Genomic DNA, 20,530 nt, shown 5'->3' with positions numbered 1-20,530 from the left:
AAGCGGCGAAACAAGGAAATCCATATTGAGCAAAACATACTACCCAACGGCCTTATCGCTCTCTCGCCTTACCGCTCTACTCCTTCATTGTTGCCTCATATCCAATCCTGACATAATCAGCTTTCCAACCAAACGCCAATAGCGCCCAGCTATTTATTCCAGACATTGGAGCAAGTCATGGCCAAAGCCATTCATTCGATGATCCGCGTTCTTGACGAGGAAAAATCCGTTTCCTTCTACAATCGGGCTTTCGGCCTCGATATTGCCGAGCGCATCGACTTTGAAACCTTCACGCTGATCTATCTGCGCAATGCGGAAGCCGATTTTGAAGTCGAGCTGACCGTCAACAAAGGCCGCACGGAGCCTTACAATCTGGGCGATGGTTATGGCCACCTCGCCGTGGCGGTCGATGACGTCGATGCCGAACATGCCTGCTTCACGGAACTTGGCTTCAAGGTTGGAAAGCTGGTTGATTTCAAGAATAACGGCGTGCAGCTTGCCCGCTTCTTCTTTGTGGAAGACCCGGACGGCTACAAGATCGAGGTTTTGCAGCGTGGTGGACGGTATGTGTAGGGCAGTAGGGCAGTAGGGCAGTAGGGCAGTAGGGCAGTAGGGCAGTAGGGCAGTAGGGCAGTGAAGGATATGCTCGGTGCGGTCACCCGCAATCAAAACATATTCCCCTATTCCCTTAACATAATGCCTTACTGCCCTACTGCCTTACCCGGTGGACTATTTGTCCTGTGGCAAAGACGGCGCGCATGGGCTAGGTAAATTCGGCTTGAACGGAGAAGCTTTGAGTTGAAGACAAGCATCGGCCAATTTCGGATATCTCTGGCGATACGCGTCCTTAGCGTATTTGCCCTGATGTTCGTCGCCTTTGCGCACAAGCCCATCGACCTCAATGCGCCCGACAGCTACCTGCTTGCCCAATACCAGTTGCCCGACGGCACCTATCCGGTGCTCTGCATCGGCGATCATGGTTCCGATCCCAACCATCAGGGTCACGACAAGCATCTGAGCAACAATAGTTGCGAAGCCTGCCGGATTTCATCAGCCTTCCTGTGCCCTGCGCCTGCGGGTTCAACCGGCGCTGCCCCGCATATCGCCATGGCAGACGGCATCGTGCCGCCGCAACCGATCCTGCAGCACAGCACCTACCCGCCATCGGCACCGCCGCAAGCGCCACCTCTCGCCTGAATAATATCGTTTGAGCGAATGCGCTCCCCGGATCGCATTCGGGAATGAAACGCGCCTGAACCCTGTTCCCCCGAACTTGGCGTCAGCGTGCCTTCCAATGATTATTCAGGTTTGACACAATGAAGAACTATCGTCTTTTCGCCTCCGCCATCTCGATTGCAGCACTGTGCGCCTCTGCTGGCCTGGCCCAAGCCCACTCCTCCCTCGACCAGAGCGAAGCCAAGGCAGGCAGCTTCTACAAGGCAACCTTCCGCGTACCCCATGGCTGCGACGGCAAAGCCACGACTGAAGTGAAGATCGAGCTTCCCGAAGGTTTCATTTCGGCTCAGCCGCAGGTCAAGGCGGGCTGGAAGATCGAGACCGTCAAGGGCGACTATGCCCAGAGCTACAAGGTGCACGGCAAGGATGTGACTTCCGGCGTCCGCGAAGTCCGCTTCACTGACGGCAACCTGCCCGGTGATTTCTATGACGAGTTCACCGTCGTCGGCCAGCTCGCCAAGTTCGACAAGGATACCACCCTCTCCTTCCCCGTGACGCAGGTCTGCGGAAGTGACGCTTCGGTTGCCTGGACGGAAGTGCCCAAGGATGGCCAGAACCCGCACGATCTTGCACATCCTGCGCCGCAACTGCTGGTGAAGGCTGCTGGTGCCGACGATGGTCACGGCGGGCACGGTGGACACGACAAGATGGGCCAGATGGACCATGGCTCCGCGCAGGCAGCAATGCCGACGAAGCTTGGCGAACTGGAAATCACGGCGCCTTCGGTGCGCGCCATGGTCCCCGGTGCCAAGGTTGCAGGCGGTTTCCTGACCATCGCCAATGACGGCAAGGATGCCGACAAGCTGGTTTCCGTCACCACCGGCGGCGTCAAGCGCGTCGAAATCCACGAGATGTCGATGCAGAACGACGTGATGAAGATGCGTCAGCTTGAAGGCGGTCTGGATATTCCGGCAGGCGAGAAGGTCGAGCTGAAATCCGGCGGTTATCACCTCATGTTCATCCAGCCGGAAAAGCCATACAAGGAAGGCGAGACCGTTCCTGTCACGCTGGAATTCGAAAAGGCTGGCAAGGTCACAATCGATTTCCCCGTCACCGCGCAAAGCGGCCAGAAAGATGGGGACCATTCGGGTCATTAGAGCCCGCTTCGGTTTTTTGTTCCAAAGGCGCATCCTGAAACGGTTTCATACTTTGCGGGATGCGCTCCAGCAGTACAGTTGCAATTCGTCAGGCCGTGGCGACAAGAGTGATTTTTGTGTGCCGGAGCGGAGCGCGCTTCCAGGCATAGTCCCGAAAAGTTGCAGACTTTTCGGATAAGGCTATGCGCCAGAATAAGCTACGTAAGCACCGGACCGCCGACAAATTGCTCTTTGCAGCCCGGCATCACGAAGAATGCGACTGTGGTGTTAGCAAAGGGGCGAATGATCCGCGTCCTCTCTCCTTCGCGCATTATGCGCCCGTTTGCCGCAACCGCTGCTCCCCCACAGCGGTTGCGTTCTTCTTTGAATGCTGTAAACATGAGTATTAAAGTCTAGAATAATTCCAAACAATTGAAATCTAACAAGATTTTAAACTTGAGTGATTGACTCCAGATGGATTTTCAGGCTTTTATGCATGGTGCAAATTTCCAACCTTTGATGTCTGGGCCTTGAACCCTTTCGATTGGAGGACCCTATGATTGGTCTCGGCGAATGCCGGTCCGCAAATGTCGACGGACTGCCCTGGCAGCTCAGTCTCTTGCCGACCGGATATTGCAATGTGCGGGGGGAAACCGAACGTCCCTCGGCAAAAATGCAGGGTTCACACCCCGCATGCATGTCTTCATTCCGTAGCTTCTACGGGAGGCGGACATGAATATGCGCATATCCCAACTGAACGGCGCCAACACTGCGGGCTATTTCGATCGCCTGCCGGAAAAGCTGGTGCTGGAAGGTTATCGCCGCTGGACTGCGGGTTTCGAGACAGGTTCGATCATCCCGTGGGAAATGACCTGGGGCCTCTATTCGGAAGTGCTTGGGCCTTCGGAAGCAAAACGCGCGGTGAGCGAGCTGTCGCATTTCATCCGCGTGCTGCGCCATTGCGCCAGTTGCCAGTTGCGCGCTTTCCCGTTCGACTCGCACCATGTCTGCCGTGAGGAATGCCTGACGCTGGGACTGATTTCCGGCATCCAGAATCAGGACGCGCTGCTGCTCAATACCTGTCTTGAAGCGATTGCCTGTCATCGCCGCTGCGACGATGTGGCAGGGGCTGCACGCAATTTTGCCGACACGCTGGCTGATTTCGGCCAGACTTTGTTGCCAATACCGATCCATGCCATCGACAGCGCTTTGAATTTTACGCCGCGCGCGACTTTTCACTGATTGGTCCAAGATCGGGCCCAGATCGATCCTTGATCGGAAAAAGTCCCAGCGTTTTGCGAATGAACGTGGTTCCAGATTTTAAGTCGCCTTTACCCGGCGCAAGGAGATAGAAATGCAGGCCAGAACCGAACGACGCCTCGGCATTGCCGCCGCCCTCGTCCTGACCGCAGGAGCGTTTGTCATGCCGGGCGTATCCACCCAGATCGTGCGCAACGATGTTGCGCCGCAGAGCCAGATCCATATGGCTTCGGCAGAAAATCTGCGCGCCGAGCTGCGCCATTTCATCAGGCTCGGCGAAGCTATGCCGAAGTCGATGCGCTACGAATAGTCGTGCTGAGACTGAAATAGAAAAGGCCGCGCCAGATCTGGTGCGGCCTTTTTTGTGAGAAATCAATTGCTTAACCGACGATGATCGGGGCCTTCCCCTGTACGCGGTTATAAAGATCGATGATGTCCTGGTTCATCAGGCGGATACAGCCGGATGACATGGACTGGCCGATCGACCACCATTCCGGCGAGCCGTGGATGCGATAGCCGGTATCCCGCCCGTTTTGGAAAATATAGAGCGCACGCGCACCCAGCGGGTTTTGCGGGCCGGGCTCCTGACCGTTGCGATATTTCGCCAGTTCCGGCTTGCGCTGGATCATTTCCGGTGGAGGCGTCCAGACCGGCCATTGTTTCTTGTACTGGACATTGGCCGTGCCCGACCATTCGAACCCCGCCTTGCCGATACCGATACCGTAACGCAGCGCTTCTCCGCCCGGCAGAACATAGTAGAGAAGATGATCCTTGAGGCTGACGACAATCGTTCCCGGCGCCTGTCCTGTCGGGTCCGGCACGATCTGGCGGCGGAACTGCTTCGGCACTTTCTGATATGGAATTGCCGGCAGTGAATACGGCCCTTCCTGCACGGCGGCATACATGACATCCGGCGTCGTGATATCGCGGTCGACGCTGATCTGCGGACGCATCGGCGTAATCCCGCCCGTCGACATCGGATCGACATTCATCTGGAAGGCCGACATATCCATCGTTTGGTTACAACCGGCAGCACCGGTGAGGAGGACGGCTCCGGTGCCGAAAAGGAAGCGGCGGCGGCTCAGATCGTCAATGAACTTGGTCATGCAAATTACCCGGACACAAGGGTTGAAACACAGCCGTCAAGCGACCGCCATACTCAACAGCAATTTGCGTTCTTATGGTTGAAGAACGGTTAAACAACTCGCGCAAACGTCTCAGAAAATTCCGTTTGAAAGCGTAAATTGCAGTGATTGTGAAAATTTAATCGATTTAAAATCCAAGGCAAATGCGGCGAACATATGTATGTCATGGCTATTTAATGGCGAAAATGTAGTTTTTGCCTACAAACTGCTATTCTGGATTGTGTTCAGATAGCAAAAGGCCGGGTCATGAAACCCGGCCCGGATTGCCTTCAATAATTGGCAGCGATCAATAATCTTTTTCGTAGAAGATACCGCCGCTGGAATCGCCCTCCGCTCCCAGCGCACCCTTGGCTTTCAGGTTGCGGGTGATGTCGAGATTGACAGTGCCCTTGGTCGAGCCACCTGAACCGGCTTCCACGCCCAGATAGATATTGTCGCGGATATAGCGACCGGCGCGAACTGCCGTCTGGCCCTTGTCATCCGTCACGACATCAAGATCGTCGAGACCTGTCCCGGCGCGCAGCTTGTTCATCAGCGAGTTGTTGGAACCGCCCGCAAGCTCTGCCGCAGCAGCAGCAAGCTGCGCGATCTGGAACGCCGACAATTCGCCGATGGAGCGCTTGAAGATCAATTGCGCCAGCACTTCATCCTGCGGCAATTCCGGTGTCGACGAGAACTTGATGTCGAGATTATCGACCGTGCCCGTCACCGTCACGATTGCGGTGATTTCATTGCCTTCCGAACGGGCAACGAAGTTGAGTTGCGGGTTGAGATCGCCCACCAGCGTGACATGGCCTTCGTCGAAGGTAATGCGCTGCCCGAGGATGCCGATGCGACCGCGGATCATGTCGAAGGAGCCAACCGGCTTGATGTCGGTCACAGGTCCTGTCAGGCGAAGACGTCCGCCCAGTTCCGTATCGAGGCCACGACCGCGCACGAAAATCTGGTTGGGCGCATTGATGAGAACGTCGAGGCGCGGCACGGTCGGACGCGCTGTCGGCGTCGGCACCCGGCTGCGGCGCGTTTCGACCTTGGCGCGATCAAGCGTCACCTGAACATTCTTCGGCGTGTTCTTGTGGCGAACCGGAACATAGGCCGCGCCGCCGCCGAGATTTTCAGGCACCGAGATTTCTGCCCTATCGACATCAATGCGGCCTGAAATCAGCGGATCGCGCATCAGCGGTCCATTGATGGTGATCCCGCCGTCGACGGTTGCCACGACCAGCTTGCCGTCGGCATAGCGGGCGCGATTGAGCTTGATCTCTATATTGGCCGGGAAATTCGCTTCGGCATTGGTCGAGATCGTACCGCTGGCGGAAACCGATCCGCCACTGCTGAGCGCGGCATTGACCTGGCGCAGCGTGACGGTTTCGCCATCCAGACTGCCCATGACATTGATATTGTTGAGGCGGACATTGGTGTCCGGATCGACAAAGGTTGCGCCATTGGTGGAGAACATGCCGCGCAATTGCGGACGGTTGAAACCGCCCGAAACGCTGGCCGTCAGCGTCAGCGTACCGTTTGCCTGCGCACCGCGATCCGCCAGGAAGCGGTTGGCGAGCGCCAGCGGAATGCTGCCATTGACATTGACGCCAAGCCCCTGTCCCGAGAACGGCACCTTGCCATTGGCGGTGACATTGAGGCCGCGTGGACCATCGACGGTCAGCGACGAAAAGTCGATGGCCATGGCGGCGTAGCTGCCTGCCGCCTGCAGGGTCAGAGGTGCAAGCCCGTTATCACGCAGCGGCTTGGCCGCAAGACCGGTGCCGCGCAGATTGAACGTCGCCGCAGGATTGGTGAGCGGCCCGGTGACACGCGCTGTCCCGGTAACATTACCGGCAAGATCCTGTCCCTTGACCGCACCGTTCAGCGCCGTCAGCGGAAGATTGGCGAGATTGACGTCGATGGCGAGGTCTCCCTTGCCGAGTGGCACGCCGCCATTGGCGCGCACATCAATGCCGCCGCCTCCGGTTACATGCGCATCGACATTGAGCCGATTATTGGCCGAAGTACCCTTGGCATCCGCATTGAGAGCCGCAATGCCCTGCTTTTTAAGCTCGGCGGCTGTCACACCGCGCGCCGCCATATCGAAAGCGACATTGGGCGCCTCTTTCGTGCCAGTGATGCGAGCCGTGCCGTTGACCGTGCCGCCAAGCCCCAGTTCCGGCTTGAACGTATTGGCGAGAGCCAGCGGCAGATTGGAAAGGGCGACCGAAAGATCGAGACGACCATCGACCACGCCATTCACCTTGACCTGCCCCGCGCTGGCATCTGCGCCCGTATTGATGACGATATCCCCGAATGAGATTTCCTCACCCTTCATGGAAATGGTGGCTGGAGCGGCCAGATTGGCGCTGAGCGTGCCCTGCTTGACATTGGCCGAGGCGAGACCCAGCTCAAAACCGCCATCCTTCGGTTCCAGCGAACCGGCAGCACTGGCGACCGTACCGATCTTCAGCTTGGTGTTGGCAGTAAAATCGGTCTTCGACCCGGTTGCGTTGGCCTTGGCATCGAAGCTGTCGATGCCGAACGTGCCGACCATGATGTCGCGCGCCGCGGCATTGCCGTCAACCACCGGCACCCCGAACAGGTCCTTTGCCGTCAGGGCAATATCAGCCGAGGTGATATGATTGCCATTGACCTTGATGTCCTTGGCATTGGCTGTGATCGATGCATTCTGGCGGCCGTCATTGGCGTCAAGCGTGATGTCGGCATTGGCCGCGCCGGTCGCCTCTGCCAGCGCCAGGGCTGCGGCGGTGGAAATATCCGGCGCATCGAGCTTCAGCGCGCCCGTCAGGAGACCTTTCGCGGTCTGGGTGACATTGCCCGAAAGATGCGCACCGCCTGCATTGAAGACGAGGTCGGTCAGGCGCTTTTCGTCATTGACGATGTCGATCAGCGTTCCAAGATCAACACGCTGGCCATTGAGGAATGCACTGCCAGCAAGCTTGCCGGAAAGGGCAGCACCTGTTTTTGCATTGCCATCGAGCATGGCATTGAAATCGAGACCGCCTTCGGAAAGCTTGCGACCCGCCAGAGTGCCCTCCGGCGCATCGGCGCGCAATGCCAGCGCGATCAGCTTGTCGTCGCCGCGCGCGCTGCCCTTGACTGTCATCCGACCCGATGCCTGATCCGAAAGAAGCTTGAGATCGGACAGCATCACGCCAAAATCGAAACTTGCCTTGTCGGATGCAAAGGAACCATTGGCGGTGATCTCGCTCAGTTCATTGCCGATGCGGAAATCACGCGCTGAAAAACCTTCCGCGCTGCGGCCAAGCGCACCGCTCAAATTGACAGCGCCATCGAGAATGCGGTCAACCGCTTCCGTGCCGGTGCGCATGTTCTGCGCCGTACCGTTGAGGTCGAGCTGGAATGCACCGCTGACCGGGCGAACAATGCCCTTGGCGTTGACATCGATACTGCCTGCAAGGTCGCGCTCTGCCAGAGCGCCGAACGGCGCAAGGCTTGCAATCTTGGCGGCGATATCGCCATTGAAGGCAAAGTCGTCGATATTGCCCTTGAGATCGAGGCTTAGACCGTTGCCGGCAATATTGGCTTGCGCCAGTTCAACCGGCGAACCGGCGCGCCACGCGCCATCGATGGCAAGCGCAATCTTGCTTCCAAGCGCCTCGGCGATTTCCGCACGTTCTGCCGAAATGCCGTCCATCCCGCCATTGACCTTGAAGGTGATATGGCGATTGGCGGCATCATCCAGGTTTTCAGCAACGCCGCCCATATCGAGTGCAATGCTCTGGGCAGAAATCGTTGCGTTCTTGAGACCGGCAATGGCAAGCGTTCCCGTCCAGTCATTGGTCGGGCGATCACCATAAGCGACCTGGAATTTTGCATTGTCGATATAGGTTTCGGCGCCCTTGACCGGCAGGAGCACGCGCCCCTTGCTTTCATCGGCAATCGAAGCATCGATACGCAGCTTGTTCAGGAAGCGGTCATTGCCGGTTTCGGCAGAAGCTTTCAGCTTCAAGGCAGCGCTGTTCAATGCCAGATCGTCAAGACGGAAACCGCCTGCATCCTTGAGGAAGCCATCAGCGGAAAGAACCGTATCGGAACCGAAGAAATCGCGGAATACCGGCGGCACCAGAACCGCAATCGGACCATTGAAACGGGCGGAGAAAACACGTCCGCCATCGGGCGCCTGACCTTGCCGGTTGAGCGCGAATTCGCCTGTCAGCGTGCGGCTGCCATTGGTATCGAGCGCCAGGTCAACCTTCAACTCGTCAAGCGGACCGGCACCTTTCAAAGTGAGATCGACCGGAGGATGGCCATCGATATTCAGCAGGTTGGCGACGATGCCATTGGCCGGTTCCGAAACTTTCAGGTCGAGATCGACCTTCTGGTCGGCATTGGCATAGGCTGCACGAAGCGCGAAATTTCCGCCAGGACCGTCAAGGCGCTTGATGTCGAAATTGGAATCCAGCGAACCATCGGCGAGCGACAGGCTGCCATTGGCCGACACTTCCGATTCGAGGCCGAAAATCTCCGGCCCGAAATGCAGGCGCGCAATGGCAAGCTGATCGAGATTGATCGAAATCGGTAGGTCCGGCAGGCTGAATGTCGACGATTCCGGCGACGGCAGGCTGTTGTCAGGCAAGGGCTTGCGAATGATGTCGATGCGCTCGGCGGCAAGGGACTGGATGCTGAGACGGCCAACGAGAAGCGCGGTGCGGCTCCAGTTCAGCTTGGCATTCTCGATACGCAGCCAGACGCCCTCGCGATCGGCAATGGTGATCGAGCCGACGGTTGCTTCCGAAGACAGAACACCACTGATGCCGGAAATGGAAATACGGCGGTTCGGCGCGGAAAGCTGGCTTTCCACGAAAGACAGGAAATAGGATTTCTCTTCTTCGGGCTGAGCTTCCGAACTGCCCGGCTGTTGCGCTCCAGTATTTACCTGAGCATTTTCCTGAGCGTGGGCCAGCACCGGAGTTTCCCGCTCCGGCCAGCCGAAGATGACTGCCGTGACGGCGAAAGCGACGAAGGCGATGATTGCGAGAAATCTGGTCAAAACGCCTGTCCTATACCTACGTACAAGCCATAGCTCGGATCACCCGAGCGGCGGTTGAGCGGAACGGCGACATCGAGGCGGATCGGTCCGAGACCGGTCAGATAGCGCAGACCGCCACCGACGCCGACACGCATCTGTTCCGAGAAATCGGGAAACGACTTTTCGCCGACATAACCGGCATCGACAAATGCCACTGCGCCGATGGAATCGGTGATGCGGGTGCGCACTTCGCCATTGGCCTCGACAAGCGAGCGCCCGCCGATGATCTCGCCATTGCCTGCGCTGACGCCGATATTGCGATAGCCGTAGCCGCGAACCGAGCCGCCGCCACCTGCCAGGAACAGCTGGCTCGGCGGCAGGTCCTCGATGGAGGCGCCGACAATAGAACCGACCTTGAGACGGCCCGCAAGGATCACACGGTCCTTTTCGCCAAAGCCGTAATAGGTACGGCCTTCGGCGGTGAAACGGGTGGCGAAATTGCCGTACTGGAATTCGTAGAAGGGCTGGATATTGCCTTCCAGATAGAAGCCCGAGCTCGGATCCGGCTTGTTGTTGCGGCTGTCATAGAGGAGATTGCCCTCCAGTCCTGCCGTGGTGAAATCGCGCGAACCGAAGACGTCGTCATCGAAGTGACCCTGGCTCGCCTTGGCATAAAGCGCACCTGACAATTCATCACTGAATATCTGCGTGAAGCCGGTCTTCGCATTGATCGAAGTTTCGGTATAGGCATCCAGCACTTCGCGCTTGGCGTCGAGCGATGCGACAAAATCCGTATCCGGCGTATAGACGCCCGGCTTAGTAAAGGTTGTACCCAGAAGATAGGTAAAGTTCTTCGGGTCGAAGGAATTGTCCTGCGTGCCGCCAATGCCGCTGATCTTGGCGTCGAAACGCAGGCGCTCGCCGCGCCCGAACAGGTTGCGATGCATCCAGTAGCCGGTCAGACCGAAGCCGTCGATGGTCGAATATTCAGCACCGAAGCCAAAGCGGCGCGGCTTGCGCTCCTGCACGTTGAGCGTCATCGGCAGGCTGCCGTCCGGCTCGATCTTTTCGGCTTCCTCGAAACTCATGGCGCGGAATACTTCCATGCGACCGAGACGCTTCTTGGCTTTCTCGATATCGTCCGGATCGAATTCCTGGCCCTCTTTCAGCCCGGTCATCCAGGCCACGAATTGCGGGTCCATGCGCGCCGTTCCAACGACGCTGACCGGGCCGTAATGCGCCTTCTGGCCGGGGTCGAGCGAAACATCCGCGGCCACCCGGTTGTCGGCATGGTCGGCAACGATGTCTTCGCCGGTAACCCGCGCCTTGGCATAGCCCTGCTGGCGCCAAGCCTCGACGGCAAGGCGTTCGGCCTTGATGACCGTGCCGGATCGCGCCACCTGTCCGGGCGCAAAGCCGGCATCTTCCGGCGACTGCACATGATCGCGCTTGTCGACCGGCGGCGGCGCAATATTGGAAATCGCCGTGCGCGAAAACAGGAATTGCGGGCCGGGATCGACGGTGATCGCAACCTTGGCATCATTGGGGATTTCCGCGTCGGGCGGAATGTCGTTTGCCTCACGGCCGTCGACCAGAATAGAAATCGTGCCGCCATAGCGGCCCTCGCCATAGAGCGCGGCCAGAATGCGGCGATAATCGCCGCGCGCCTTGGCCAGCAGGCCGGCTGAGCCAGAAGCAGGTCTTTCTGCATCGGATACGAGGCCTGAAGCGCCTTCAATCGTGGATTTCAGATCGGCTTCCGTGCCGTCCGCATTCTTGCGGTCGCCGGTGGTCGTGACCTCGACAGTGTAGGTCTTGGGGTCGATGATATCGGGATCTTCCTTCTTGTCCTCGCCCCACAGACGAACACCGAAGATCTCGAACGCCAATGCAGGCGACATCGCGAAGGAGGAAAAATGCGCCGCCAGCAAAAGCACGGCGATGCTCCTTCCCTGTATCGTCCTGTTACTCCAAGTCATACGCGCTACTGTCCGGTTCCTGTCTATGCGGTCGCCTGGCGGCGTCCCGTTCATCACCCCCAGCCCAGGACGATTCAGGGATTACCATAGGGAGAACGGAAGTCCAAGCAACAACGCTAGATATGGACCATTTCAGTCAATGGAGTATTAACGTTACCACACCATTGCAAATTCCCGTCAGGATTGAAGCAGTCAAGCACACCTTCCGCCTTGATTGCGGAAACAGGCCCGCCAAGCGCGTTTCGACCTGATTGAATCAGATCGGCATTCTAACGTTTTTTACGCGCATCTTGTCCAAAAACCGTTGCACACTTTTCGGGATGCGCTCCAACTGTTTGTCTGACGCACATCTTATCCGAAAACCGTTGCACACTTTTCGGGATGCGCTCTAAGCGGAACGGCTCGCCGGCGGGGGTGCTGCTGGCGAGCCGTCCATCAGGTCATTGGGAGGAGGGAGAAACGACCTGATCAAGATAGGCTATGTCTTGCAGTTTTGAACGATGCCGGTCAGCGCCCGGCATGCATCGGGCGCATATTGCCGAAGTGCATGCCGCCACCGCCCATTCCGCCTCTGAAACCGCCGAAGCCGTTATTGGCAAATGTCGGACGGTTGAAGCCGCCGAAACCACCCTGACGGATCACCGGACCGGGACCCCAGTTGCGACGTATCTGGCCATTGGGCCATCCGTGTCCGCCCCATCCACCACGGCCATTCCACTGCGGGCCGCGGCCCCAATGGTTATTCCAGCCGCCACGATTGGACTGGCAATTACGCCCGATACAGCCGTTGACGTAGTTCGGTCCGCCGCGCCAGCCGGGACCCCAGCCGCCGCCCCAGCCAGGACCCCAATAGCCGCCGGTCGCCCAGCCAAGCCCAAGTCCGAGGCCAAAGCCGTCACCGTAGCCGTCATTATTGACGATCACCGTGGTGCTGGACGGTGCTGCATAGGCGGGACCGCTATAGGAACCGAAGCGGACATAGCGCGCCGAAACCCAGCCAACGCTGCTACCGTTGTAGATCTGGCACCAGCCGTTGCGGCAGGAACCGGCATTGACCGTCGCACCGGCAGGAAGAGCCGCAAGCCGCCCGTAATTGGAACCGGGGCCTGAGCGGACATTGACCGAGGCCGAGACATAGGCCGTTGCAGCCGAGGCGATGGCGGGCGTGAACAGAGCCGCAGCAATAACAGCCGCACCTAGAATACGATTATTAGTAAGCATTCCCTTAAATAAAGACATCGCATCTTCTCCAGATTAGCGATCGAACAGAGACGCAATAAGTATCAAACACGAGCTAATCTATGTTGATATTGTACACGATGCAAACAACATGCGCAATAATGGTAAATTTACGGCATATATTATTATTTTCTACTCTTCTATATTAAATACGATCATCTTTATTTTACAATAAATGACGCCTGAATTACAGCAAATTGATTAAAATTTTAAAGACAGCGTTGAGCAACCGACAAAAAGAAAGGCGCCCCGGAGGGAACCGGGACGCCACGCGGCTTTGGGGGGAGAGAGGGAGGATAAAGCCGCGATCACGGGCCGTCAGGCCAGCTTTTTGAGGCTCACGGATGCATCCCCGCAGCATTGCTGCAGGGAAACATCCGGCAGGCCCCGTCAGAGCGCGTTTCGATCTGATTGAATCAGATCGGCGCTCTAACTGTTTGTTTTAACGCGCATCATATCCGAAAACCGTTTCACACTTTTCGGGATGCGCTCTAAGGCAGATTGCGCACGTCTTCCGGCGACATGTACATCGGCATCATATTGGTATCGAGGTGATGCATGACCCAGATGGAGCCGGCAAGCACGATAGCCAGAATGATGACCGTGAAGATGAGCGCCAGAATGTTCCAGCCGCCTTCCGACTTCGGATCGAGGTGCAGGAAGTAAACCAGATGCACCAGGATCTGGACGACAGCGATACCGAGCACGATGGCGGCGGTGGTTCCCGGCGTGAAGTAGCCGTTCATGGCCAGCATGAATGGAACGACGGTGAGAACGACCGCCAGCACGAAGCCGATCAGATAGGTCTTCAGGCTGCCGTGGCTCGCGCCGTGGTCATGTGTTTCGTGTGCAGAGCTCATCACAGTACACCCAACAGATAGACAAGGGTAAAGACGCCGATCCAGATAATATCCAGGAAGTGCCAGAAGAGGCTGAGGCACATCACGCGCGTCTGGTTCTTTTCCGTCAGACCGTCACGCAGAAGCTGGGCGGAAAGCACCAGAATCCAGATCAGGCCGGACGTGATGTGAAGACCATGGGTTCCCACCAGCGCAAAGAAGGCCGAGAGGAACGCGCTGCGGCCCGGACCCGCGCCTTCATGGATCAGGTGATTGAATTCATAGATTTCCATCACGAGGAAGGCTGCACCCAGCAGGAAGGTGACGCCCAGCCAGAACAGAACGCCTGCGCGGTTCTTCTTGAACATCGAAAGCGTTGCCAGACCATAGGTCAGCGACGACACCAGCAGGAGCATGGTTTCGATCAGAACAAAGTTCAGATCGAACAGTTCACGACCGGTCGGACCGCCCGCGAACTGATGCGCCAGAACGGCATAGGTTGCAAAGAGCCCCGAGAAGAGGACGCAGTCGCTCATCAGGTAGATCCAGAAGCCGACCAGTGTGGTCGACCCTGCATCGTGATGGTCCTCGTGAGCGGGGTGCTCGTTTCCGCCCGTAAACGGCGCGGCGGTTGAAATGCTTGCGCTCATCGGAATCAGGCCTCCTGAGCAGTCAGTTGCCGGGTACGGAGGTCTTCGACTTCCTGCACCTCTTCGGCCGAGACGTAAAAGTCTCTGTCATTATTGAAGGAGTGAGCGATGGCAACGGCCAGCACAGCGAGGGCAGAGGCGATCGCCAGCCACCAGATGTGCCACACCAGAGCAAAGCCGAGCGGAATGTTCAGAATGCCGATGATGAAACCGGTGCCGGTGTTCTTCGGCATATGAATACGCGCGAACTTTTCGGTACGGCGTACATAGCCGTTCTGCTTCATATCCCACCAGCCATCATGATCACGCACATGCGGAACTTCAGCGAAGTTGTAGAAGGCAGGCGGCGAAGCCAGCGACCATTCCAGCGTACGGCCCGTACCCCAGCTGTCGCCGTTGTTGTCGCGCAGCTTTTCGCGGTCGCGGATCGAAACCGCGATCTGCAGAACCTGGAACACGATGCCGCAAAGGATGATCGCAACGCCGACGGCAGCAACGATGAGGTAGATGTGCCATGCCGGATTTTCGGTGTGGTTCAGACGACGGGTCATGCCCATCAGGCCGAGCACGTAGAGCGGCATGAAGGCCAGGATGAAGCCGACGAGCCAGCACCAGAATGCATTCTTGCCCAGACGTTCATTCAGCTTGAAGCCGAAAGCCTTCGGCCACCAGTAGACGAGACCGGCAAAGCAGCCGAACAGAACGCCCGAGATAATCACATTGTGGAAGTGGGCAATCAGAAACACCGAGTTGTGTAGCACGAAGTCTGCCGGCGGAACTGCAAGCAGAACGCCCGTCATGCCGCCGACGACGAAGGTGCACATGAAGCCGATGGTCCACATGACCGGCGTTTCCATGCGAACGCGGCCCTTGTACATGGTGAAGAGCCAGTTGAAGACCTTCGCCCCTGTCGGGATCGAGATAATCATCGTCGCCACGCCGAAGAAGGCGTTGACGTTGGCACCGCCACCCATGGTGAAGAAGTGATGGACCCAGACCAGGAACGACAGGATGGTGATCGCAACGGTGGCGTAAACCATCGACTTGTAGCCGAACAGGCGCTTGCCGGAGAAGGTTGCCACGATTTCCGAGAAGATGCCGAAGCATGGCAGAACCAGAATATAGACTTCCGGGTGCCCCCAGATCCAGATCAGGTTCACATACATCATCGGATTGCCACCGGCATCATTGGTGAAGAAGTGGAAATCCAGATAGCGGTCCAGCGAAAGCAGGGCCAGCGTGACGGTGAGGATCGGGAAGGCAGCAACGATCAGCACGTTCGAGCAGAGAGCGGTCCAGGTAAAGACCGGAACCTGCATCATGCTCATGCCGGGGGCGCGCATCTTGATGATGGTGGTGATGAGGTTCACGCCTGAAAGCAGCGTACCCATGCCGGAAATCTGCAAGGCCCAGATATAATAATCCACACCGACATCCGGGCTGAATTCCTTGCCGGAGAGCGGCGGATAGGCCAGCCAGCCGGTCTTGGCGAATTCGCCGACACCGAGCGAGATGTTGACGAGGATCGCACCGGCAACCGTCAGCCAGAAGCTGAGCGAGTTGAGGTAGGGGAAAGCCACGTCGCGCGCGCCGATCTGAAGCGGCACTGCAAAGTTCATCAGGCCGACGATGAAAGGCATCGCCACGAAGAAGATCATGATCACGCCATGAGCGGTGAAGACCTGATCGTAATGGTGCGGCGGCAGGAAGCCTTCATTCGCACCCGAGGCAAGAGCCTGCTGGGCGCGCATCATGACGGCATCCGAGAAGCCGCGGAACAGCATCACGAGTGCCAGAATGATGTACATGACGCCAATGCGCTTGTGGTCGACCGACGTCAGCCAGTCGTTCCAGAGCGGAGCCCATTTGCGATAGTAGGTAATGGCTGCCAGAATAGCGAGTGCCCCGCCAGCCACCGCGGCCAAAGTGACCATGATGATTGGCTCGTGATAGGGTATCGCTTCGAGCGTAAGTTTTCCGAACATTTTTATCACGCTTCGATTGGAGCAATTCCGGGACGGCACAAGACGGCCATCTTTCCGAAACCGCGTGAAACAAAGGATTGAATGCGGATGGCCGTGACCTCTTGCGAGATCACGGACCTATCGGCACATCAGTTTTCGAGCTGCGAAAGGCGCTGCGGCTGGACTGCGCAGATGATGTCGCTCGCCCACTGGCTGAAATCGACAGGCGAAGACTTGCGCAGATTTGAGCGGGCTTCGCGGATCATCTGTTGACGATGCATTTCATCGTCGAGGCAGACGGACTTGCCGTCCCAGCAGCGGTTCACGATGTTGTGGAACAGCGCCTGGTCACTATAGGTGAAGAACTGCGGCGGAACCTTTTCGCTCGGCTGGACCAGCGAGGCGTAACGGTCGCGGCTCAGCTCTTCGCCATTCGCCTTTGCCTTCACATCGGCCACCCACTTGTCGAAGTCGGCCTGATTGTAGGCATGTGCCTTGAAGCGCATCTGGGCAAAGCCCTGACCGCTGTAGTTGGCGGAGATACCGTCGAATTCGCCTGCATGATTGGCAACCAGATGCAGCTTCGTCTGCATGCTTGGCATGGTGTAGACCTGACTGCCGAGCTGCGGGATGAAGAAGGAATTCATGATGTTGCTGGCGGTCAGCTTGAAGTTGACCGGCACATCGACCGGCATTGCCATCTCGTTGACGGTGGCGATGCCCTGATCCGGATAGATGAAAAGCCATTTCCAGTCGAGCGCGACGACTTCGACATTGATCGGCTTCGCGTTCGATTCCAGCGGGCGATACGGATCAAGCTTGTGGGTGCTGATCCAGGTGACCGAGCCGAGAACGACAATGATCGCCAACGGGATGAGCCAGACGGCCAGCTCGATCTTGGTCGAGTGGTGCCAGTCGGGCTGGTAATCCGCCTTCTCATTCGAGGCGCGGTACTTCCATGCGAAGTATAGCGTCATGAAGATGACGGGAAGCACGACAAGCAGCATGATGCCGGTCGCAAAAAGGATGAGATCGCGTTCTGCCATGCCGACTTCCCCTTTCGGGGAAAGCAGGACCTGGTTCTCGCAGCCGGCGAGAAACGCCGTGAGGGCCAAGACGGCGAACGAAACGATCGTCCGGGGGGTGCCGTGTTTCATTTGTCTTTCCATCCTGCGCGCAGAGTTTCATCTCCGGCGCATGCGTCATTTCCTAGTTTTCGGTAAATTCTGAAATTTCCAAAAGTACCGTTATAACGAATAATCCCGTTTGTCACGTGCCTGACGAAAATTGTGCTGGATCGTAATGTCGCGCCCAAAATTGGGCATTTCGTTCGAACAATCCGGCCCTATCGCTGATGCGGGCCGTCATATTAAGCAATGCGCTCTAACCATTTTTTATAGCATATATCTGGTCCGAGAGCGGTTCCGGTTAGAACGGAATCGCAGGAACGGCTCTGTCTCTTTGTTTTCACGCATGTCTTTATCCCAAAACCGGTTCGCGCTTTTGGGAGACATGCTCTAAACCATTGATCCTCGTAAAGGGATCAACATCCGACGGCTGCCTAAATGGGTCGCCAATTGTCAGGTGCGGCGGAGCGAATAGGCCCAAAGCCTGGGCTTTGCAAGATGAAAACCGCCGCTTATCCCGTGAATAAACGGGATCGTGATAGGAATTTACCGCGAATTATGCACATCCCGAAAACTGTGAAGCGGCTTTCATCCCTACCCACGCCCGACGTTTATGGAGCGGGATGACCTTCGACAAAGAACCGGAGCGCAGAGACGGTTTATCTTCCCCGCCATGTATGCTTATTGAAAATGCGCGAGGGAATTGGGGGTAGAAATGATATTTGCCGAAATGCTGCTCGATGAAGCCGAAGGTGCAATTCTCGGCTATGCGATGACGGCAGGTGCGCTCACTTTACGCAAAGGCACGGTTCTCGATAGCCTCAATCTCGCTCTGTTGCGGGAGGCAGGCATAGGCTCGGTTCTGGCTGCACGCCTGGAAAAGGGCGATATCGGCGAGGATCAGGCCGCACTTGCCGTTGGGAGCATGCTTGCTTCTGACGAAGTGGAGATCGGTGGCGCTACGACCGGGCGTGTCAACCTGCATGCCCGGAAGAACGGCGTATTTTCGGCAGATGCCGACCGTATCGATGCGATCAATGCACATGATGCGCGCATTTCCATCGCAACACTGCGCAATCATGTTCGGGTGGAAGCCGGACAGATGATCGCCACCGTCAAGATCATTCCTTTTGCCGTGCCGGAAATCCTGTTGCGGGAAATCGGCCCCGATGCGCGGCCTGCCCTGCACATCTATCCCTTCAATGGCGCGCGGATCGGGCTGATCCAGTCGCGCCTCCCCTCGATCCGCGAGACGGTTCTTGAGAAGACCCGCGAGCTGATGGAAAAGCGAGCCGCCCGAAATGGCGGAACGCTTGTTTGCGAAAAGCGCGTCGCGCACGTTCAGTCGGCACTGGCAGCAGCGATCATGGAAGTCAGCCCGGCCTGCGACATCATCGTGATTTTCAGCGCCTCGGCGGTTGCTGACGAGGCGGATATCGTACCGCAGTCGATCCGCATCTCAGGCGGCGAAATCCTGCGCATCGGCATGCCGGTCGATCCCGGTAATCTGCTGGTTCTGGGCCAGCACGACGGCAAATATGTTGTCGCCGCTCCCGGATCGGCCCGCAGCGCTCGCGAAAACAGTCTCGACTGGGTACTGGATCGCCTGATGGCTGGTATTGCGCTTTCCGCCGACGATCTTTCCCTCATGGGAGTGGGTGGGCTGGTGCTTTAGAGCGCATCCCGAAAAGTGTGAAACGGTTTTCGGGATGCGCGGTTCAAAACAAATAATTAGAGCGCGTAGTCGAAAACCAATATGCCTTCGATACCGCCTTCTGATGCTTCAACGAGGCTTTTGCCGACCTTCGCGTGTTCGGGATGCGGAAGATAGGCGTCCCGCGCCGCGCTATCCGTGAAATCGACCACAAAGCCGTGCCGGTATCCCTTTTCGAGATTTTCCGGGCTGTTGTTTTCGCCTGCCGTGATGGACAGGATGCCGCCAATCTTGTCCTTGAGGGCTACGACGGCATGCAGCTCCTCTTCGATCTGCGCTGCTCCGACTTCGGGCCTGAATTTGATGAGAACGATATGACGTATCATGAACGGTTTCCGTGATTGAAAATAAGAGCGCGCCGCCTCTGGAAATGGCGTCGTGCAACTTCTCTCATACGGTATTTATCAAACAGAGAAAATGCTTCCGCTACATCCGGTGGAACGGAACAACATCAGGATCAGCATCGGAAGCCATTTCTCGAATCAAACCCTGCTGGAACTCGCCTGCCGTCAGTATTCGAACTCTTTTTTGATATGGGCTTATCTGCTCGGACCGAACCGGTCCCCTGCGCAGTTGCTTTGCGCCCTTCAGAGCCTGTTCCAAAAGTCGCCATGCCGGTCTGCAAATGGCAATTTCCTGCGTTCCGGTGCTCATGTACGTTAAGTACATTGCGCTCCGATACTCGAAAATCACCATTTTCGCCACGGCCTGCCGCTTTTTGATTCAGGCTCTCAGAGACATCCCAAAAGCGAAAAAGGCCGGGTTGAACCCGACCTTCCGCTTTCACCTGAGTTTGCGCCAGTACATCCGTGGTCACGATCCCAAGTGAATTCCCGATACGCATATGGATATAACCCGTCTGCATTTCAGGAATATGACATTGCGGGCAGCAGCCAGATTGCTCCAAAACCGGTTCAACCCGGCCCTGCCCCGACAGTTTCGGCCCACAAACCGTTGCCTGAAACTGCCGTATTCTTCCGTGAGCGCCTGATCGCGCGCCATGTCGTCCGCGTTCAACCCGCTTCCGCAGATCGCCGCTCATGATATTCGTTTCCGACGCCTGAAGCTTTGCGCCCAAAGGGGCCGCAGAACCTGTCGTCAGGCCGCCATCGGCGTTTCCGCCACATCGGGATGGTTGTAGTTCCACACCTCGATCAGGCATTGCCGCATCAAATCAAGATCGACCGGACCGATCCGGCTCAGCACAAGATCAAGTTCGTCGGGCTCTACGCCCCGGTTGAGTAACTCAACAATCGCCTCGATCAGAATTCGTTTATCGTCAAATCTGTAGCGCTGCAT

General features: G+C 57.3%; 16 protein-coding genes and 1 pseudogene. 7 read left to right on the top strand and 10 right to left on the bottom strand.

Annotated elements, in window-relative coordinates:
* Positions 1 to 177: 177 nt before the first annotated feature.
* The 5 genes from F9K94_RS11735 to F9K94_RS11710 all read left to right on the top strand — a co-directional run bounded on the left by F9K94_RS11735 (position 178) and on the right by F9K94_RS11710 (position 3,882).
* The gene (locus tag F9K94_RS11735; protein ID WP_151645785.1) at positions 178 to 573 is read left to right on the top strand and encodes a VOC family protein; all 396 of its coding nucleotides are present in this window, start codon (positions 178 to 180) and stop codon (positions 571 to 573) included.
* Between the two features lie 225 nt (positions 574 to 798).
* Positions 799 to 1,197 (top strand): hypothetical protein, encoded by a 399-nt coding sequence (locus F9K94_RS11730; protein WP_151645783.1) that lies wholly within the window; start codon positions 799 to 801, stop codon positions 1,195 to 1,197.
* Between the two features lie 119 nt (positions 1,198 to 1,316).
* Positions 1,317 to 2,333, top strand: coding sequence for a DUF1775 domain-containing protein (locus tag F9K94_RS11725; protein WP_151645782.1), 1,017 nt, complete (start codon positions 1,317 to 1,319; stop codon positions 2,331 to 2,333).
* Between the two features lie 711 nt (positions 2,334 to 3,044).
* Positions 3,045 to 3,554 carry a hypothetical protein gene (locus tag F9K94_RS11715; protein ID WP_192799296.1) on the top strand — a complete coding sequence of 170 codons (510 nt, stop codon included), beginning with the start codon at positions 3,045 to 3,047 and terminating at the stop codon, positions 3,552 to 3,554.
* 112 nt (positions 3,555 to 3,666) lie between these two features.
* A complete protein-coding gene (locus tag F9K94_RS11710) occupies positions 3,667 to 3,882 on the top strand; it encodes a hypothetical protein (RefSeq protein WP_151645778.1) in 216 nt (71 codons plus the stop codon).
* Between the two features lie 70 nt (positions 3,883 to 3,952).
* Here F9K94_RS11710 and F9K94_RS11705 read toward each other — a convergent pair whose 3' ends face one another.
* The 8 genes from F9K94_RS11705 to cyoA form a co-directional block, all read right to left on the bottom strand.
* Positions 3,953 to 4,678 carry a L,D-transpeptidase gene (locus tag F9K94_RS11705; RefSeq protein ID WP_061344744.1) on the bottom strand — a complete coding sequence of 242 codons (726 nt, stop codon included), beginning with the start codon at positions 4,676 to 4,678 and terminating at the stop codon, positions 3,953 to 3,955.
* A gap of 325 nt (positions 4,679 to 5,003) precedes the next feature.
* Positions 5,004 to 9,740, bottom strand: a complete 4,737-nt coding sequence (locus tag F9K94_RS11700; protein ID WP_151645776.1) for a translocation/assembly module TamB domain-containing protein — start codon at positions 9,738 to 9,740, stop codon at positions 5,004 to 5,006.
* A complete protein-coding gene (locus tag F9K94_RS11695) occupies positions 9,737 to 11,698 on the bottom strand; it encodes a BamA/TamA family outer membrane protein (RefSeq protein ID WP_441293535.1) in 1,962 nt (653 codons plus the stop codon). The genes F9K94_RS11700 and F9K94_RS11695 overlap by 4 nt, the downstream gene beginning before the upstream one ends.
* Before the next feature lie 507 nt (positions 11,699 to 12,205).
* Entirely contained in the window at positions 12,206 to 12,937 is a 732-nt protein-coding gene (locus F9K94_RS11690; RefSeq protein WP_151645774.1) for an SH3 domain-containing protein, read from the bottom strand.
* Positions 12,938 to 13,428: 491 nt separating this feature from the next.
* The gene (locus F9K94_RS11685; RefSeq protein WP_010657856.1) at positions 13,429 to 13,797 is read right to left on the bottom strand and encodes a cytochrome o ubiquinol oxidase subunit IV; all 369 of its coding nucleotides are present in this window, start codon (positions 13,795 to 13,797) and stop codon (positions 13,429 to 13,431) included.
* On the bottom strand, positions 13,797 to 14,426 hold the full coding sequence (gene cyoC / locus F9K94_RS11680; protein ID WP_109987153.1) for a cytochrome o ubiquinol oxidase subunit III: 630 nt from the start codon (positions 14,424 to 14,426) through the stop codon (positions 13,797 to 13,799). The genes F9K94_RS11685 and cyoC overlap by 1 nt, the downstream gene beginning before the upstream one ends.
* Positions 14,427 to 14,431: 5 nt before the next feature.
* Positions 14,432 to 16,411 (bottom strand): cytochrome o ubiquinol oxidase subunit I, encoded by a 1,980-nt coding sequence (cyoB, locus tag F9K94_RS11675; RefSeq protein ID WP_151645772.1) that lies wholly within the window; start codon positions 16,409 to 16,411, stop codon positions 14,432 to 14,434.
* 128 nt (positions 16,412 to 16,539) lie between these two features.
* Positions 16,540 to 17,547, bottom strand: a complete 1,008-nt coding sequence (gene cyoA, locus F9K94_RS11670) for a ubiquinol oxidase subunit II (protein WP_061344738.1) — start codon at positions 17,545 to 17,547, stop codon at positions 16,540 to 16,542.
* A 685-nt stretch (positions 17,548 to 18,232) separates the two neighbouring features.
* Between cyoA and F9K94_RS11665 the strand changes: the two genes are divergently transcribed.
* The gene (locus F9K94_RS11665; RefSeq protein WP_151645770.1) at positions 18,233 to 19,192 is read left to right on the top strand and encodes a molybdopterin-binding protein; all 960 of its coding nucleotides are present in this window, start codon (positions 18,233 to 18,235) and stop codon (positions 19,190 to 19,192) included.
* A gap of 56 nt (positions 19,193 to 19,248) precedes the next feature.
* Here the strand turns inward: F9K94_RS11665 and F9K94_RS11660 are convergent, their stop codons facing one another.
* A complete protein-coding gene (locus F9K94_RS11660) occupies positions 19,249 to 19,557 on the bottom strand; it encodes a Dabb family protein (RefSeq protein ID WP_151645768.1) in 309 nt (102 codons plus the stop codon).
* Between the two features lie 299 nt (positions 19,558 to 19,856).
* Between F9K94_RS11660 and F9K94_RS11655 the strand changes: the two are divergent.
* Positions 19,857 to 19,967 (top strand): annotated as a pseudogene (locus tag F9K94_RS11655) (flagellar basal body P-ring protein FlgI); the annotation flags it as partial.
* A 362-nt stretch (positions 19,968 to 20,329) separates the two neighbouring features.
* Here F9K94_RS11655 and F9K94_RS11650 read toward each other — a convergent pair.
* Complete coding sequence (locus F9K94_RS11650; RefSeq protein WP_010657850.1) at positions 20,330 to 20,530, bottom strand: hypothetical protein; 201 nt, start codon at positions 20,528 to 20,530, stop codon at positions 20,330 to 20,332.

The sequence above is a fragment of the Brucella tritici genome (assembly GCF_008932285.1).
Taxonomy (GTDB): Bacteria; Pseudomonadota; Alphaproteobacteria; order Rhizobiales; family Rhizobiaceae; genus Brucella; species Brucella tritici.
This window is presented reverse-complemented; position numbering and strand designations above follow the sequence as displayed.

Coding starts and splice junctions, on each gene's coding strand:
- F9K94_RS11660 (WP_151645768.1), bottom strand. CDS start 19,557: ATGATACGTCATATCGTTCTCATCAAATTCAGGCCCGAAGTCGGAGCA.
- F9K94_RS11685 (WP_010657856.1), bottom strand. CDS start 13,797: ATGAGCTCTGCACACGAAACACATGACCACGGCGCGAGCCACGGCAGC.
- F9K94_RS11735 (WP_151645785.1), top strand. CDS start 178: ATGGCCAAAGCCATTCATTCGATGATCCGCGTTCTTGACGAGGAAAAA.
- F9K94_RS11725 (WP_151645782.1), top strand. CDS start 1,317: ATGAAGAACTATCGTCTTTTCGCCTCCGCCATCTCGATTGCAGCACTG.
- cyoA (WP_061344738.1), bottom strand. CDS start 17,547: ATGAAACACGGCACCCCCCGGACGATCGTTTCGTTCGCCGTCTTGGCC.
- cyoC (WP_109987153.1), bottom strand. CDS start 14,426: ATGAGCGCAAGCATTTCAACCGCCGCGCCGTTTACGGGCGGAAACGAG.
- F9K94_RS11710 (WP_151645778.1), top strand. CDS start 3,667: ATGCAGGCCAGAACCGAACGACGCCTCGGCATTGCCGCCGCCCTCGTC.
- F9K94_RS11695 (WP_441293535.1), bottom strand. CDS start 11,698: ATGACTTGGAGTAACAGGACGATACAGGGAAGGAGCATCGCCGTGCTT.
- F9K94_RS11665 (WP_151645770.1), top strand. CDS start 18,233: ATGATATTTGCCGAAATGCTGCTCGATGAAGCCGAAGGTGCAATTCTC.
- F9K94_RS11690 (WP_151645774.1), bottom strand. CDS start 12,937: ATGTCTTTATTTAAGGGAATGCTTACTAATAATCGTATTCTAGGTGCG.
- cyoB (WP_151645772.1), bottom strand. CDS start 16,411: ATGTTCGGAAAACTTACGCTCGAAGCGATACCCTATCACGAGCCAATC.
- F9K94_RS11715 (WP_192799296.1), top strand. CDS start 3,045: ATGAATATGCGCATATCCCAACTGAACGGCGCCAACACTGCGGGCTAT.
- F9K94_RS11650 (WP_010657850.1), bottom strand. CDS start 20,530: ATGCAGCGCTACAGATTTGACGATAAACGAATTCTGATCGAGGCGATT.
- F9K94_RS11705 (WP_061344744.1), bottom strand. CDS start 4,678: ATGACCAAGTTCATTGACGATCTGAGCCGCCGCCGCTTCCTTTTCGGC.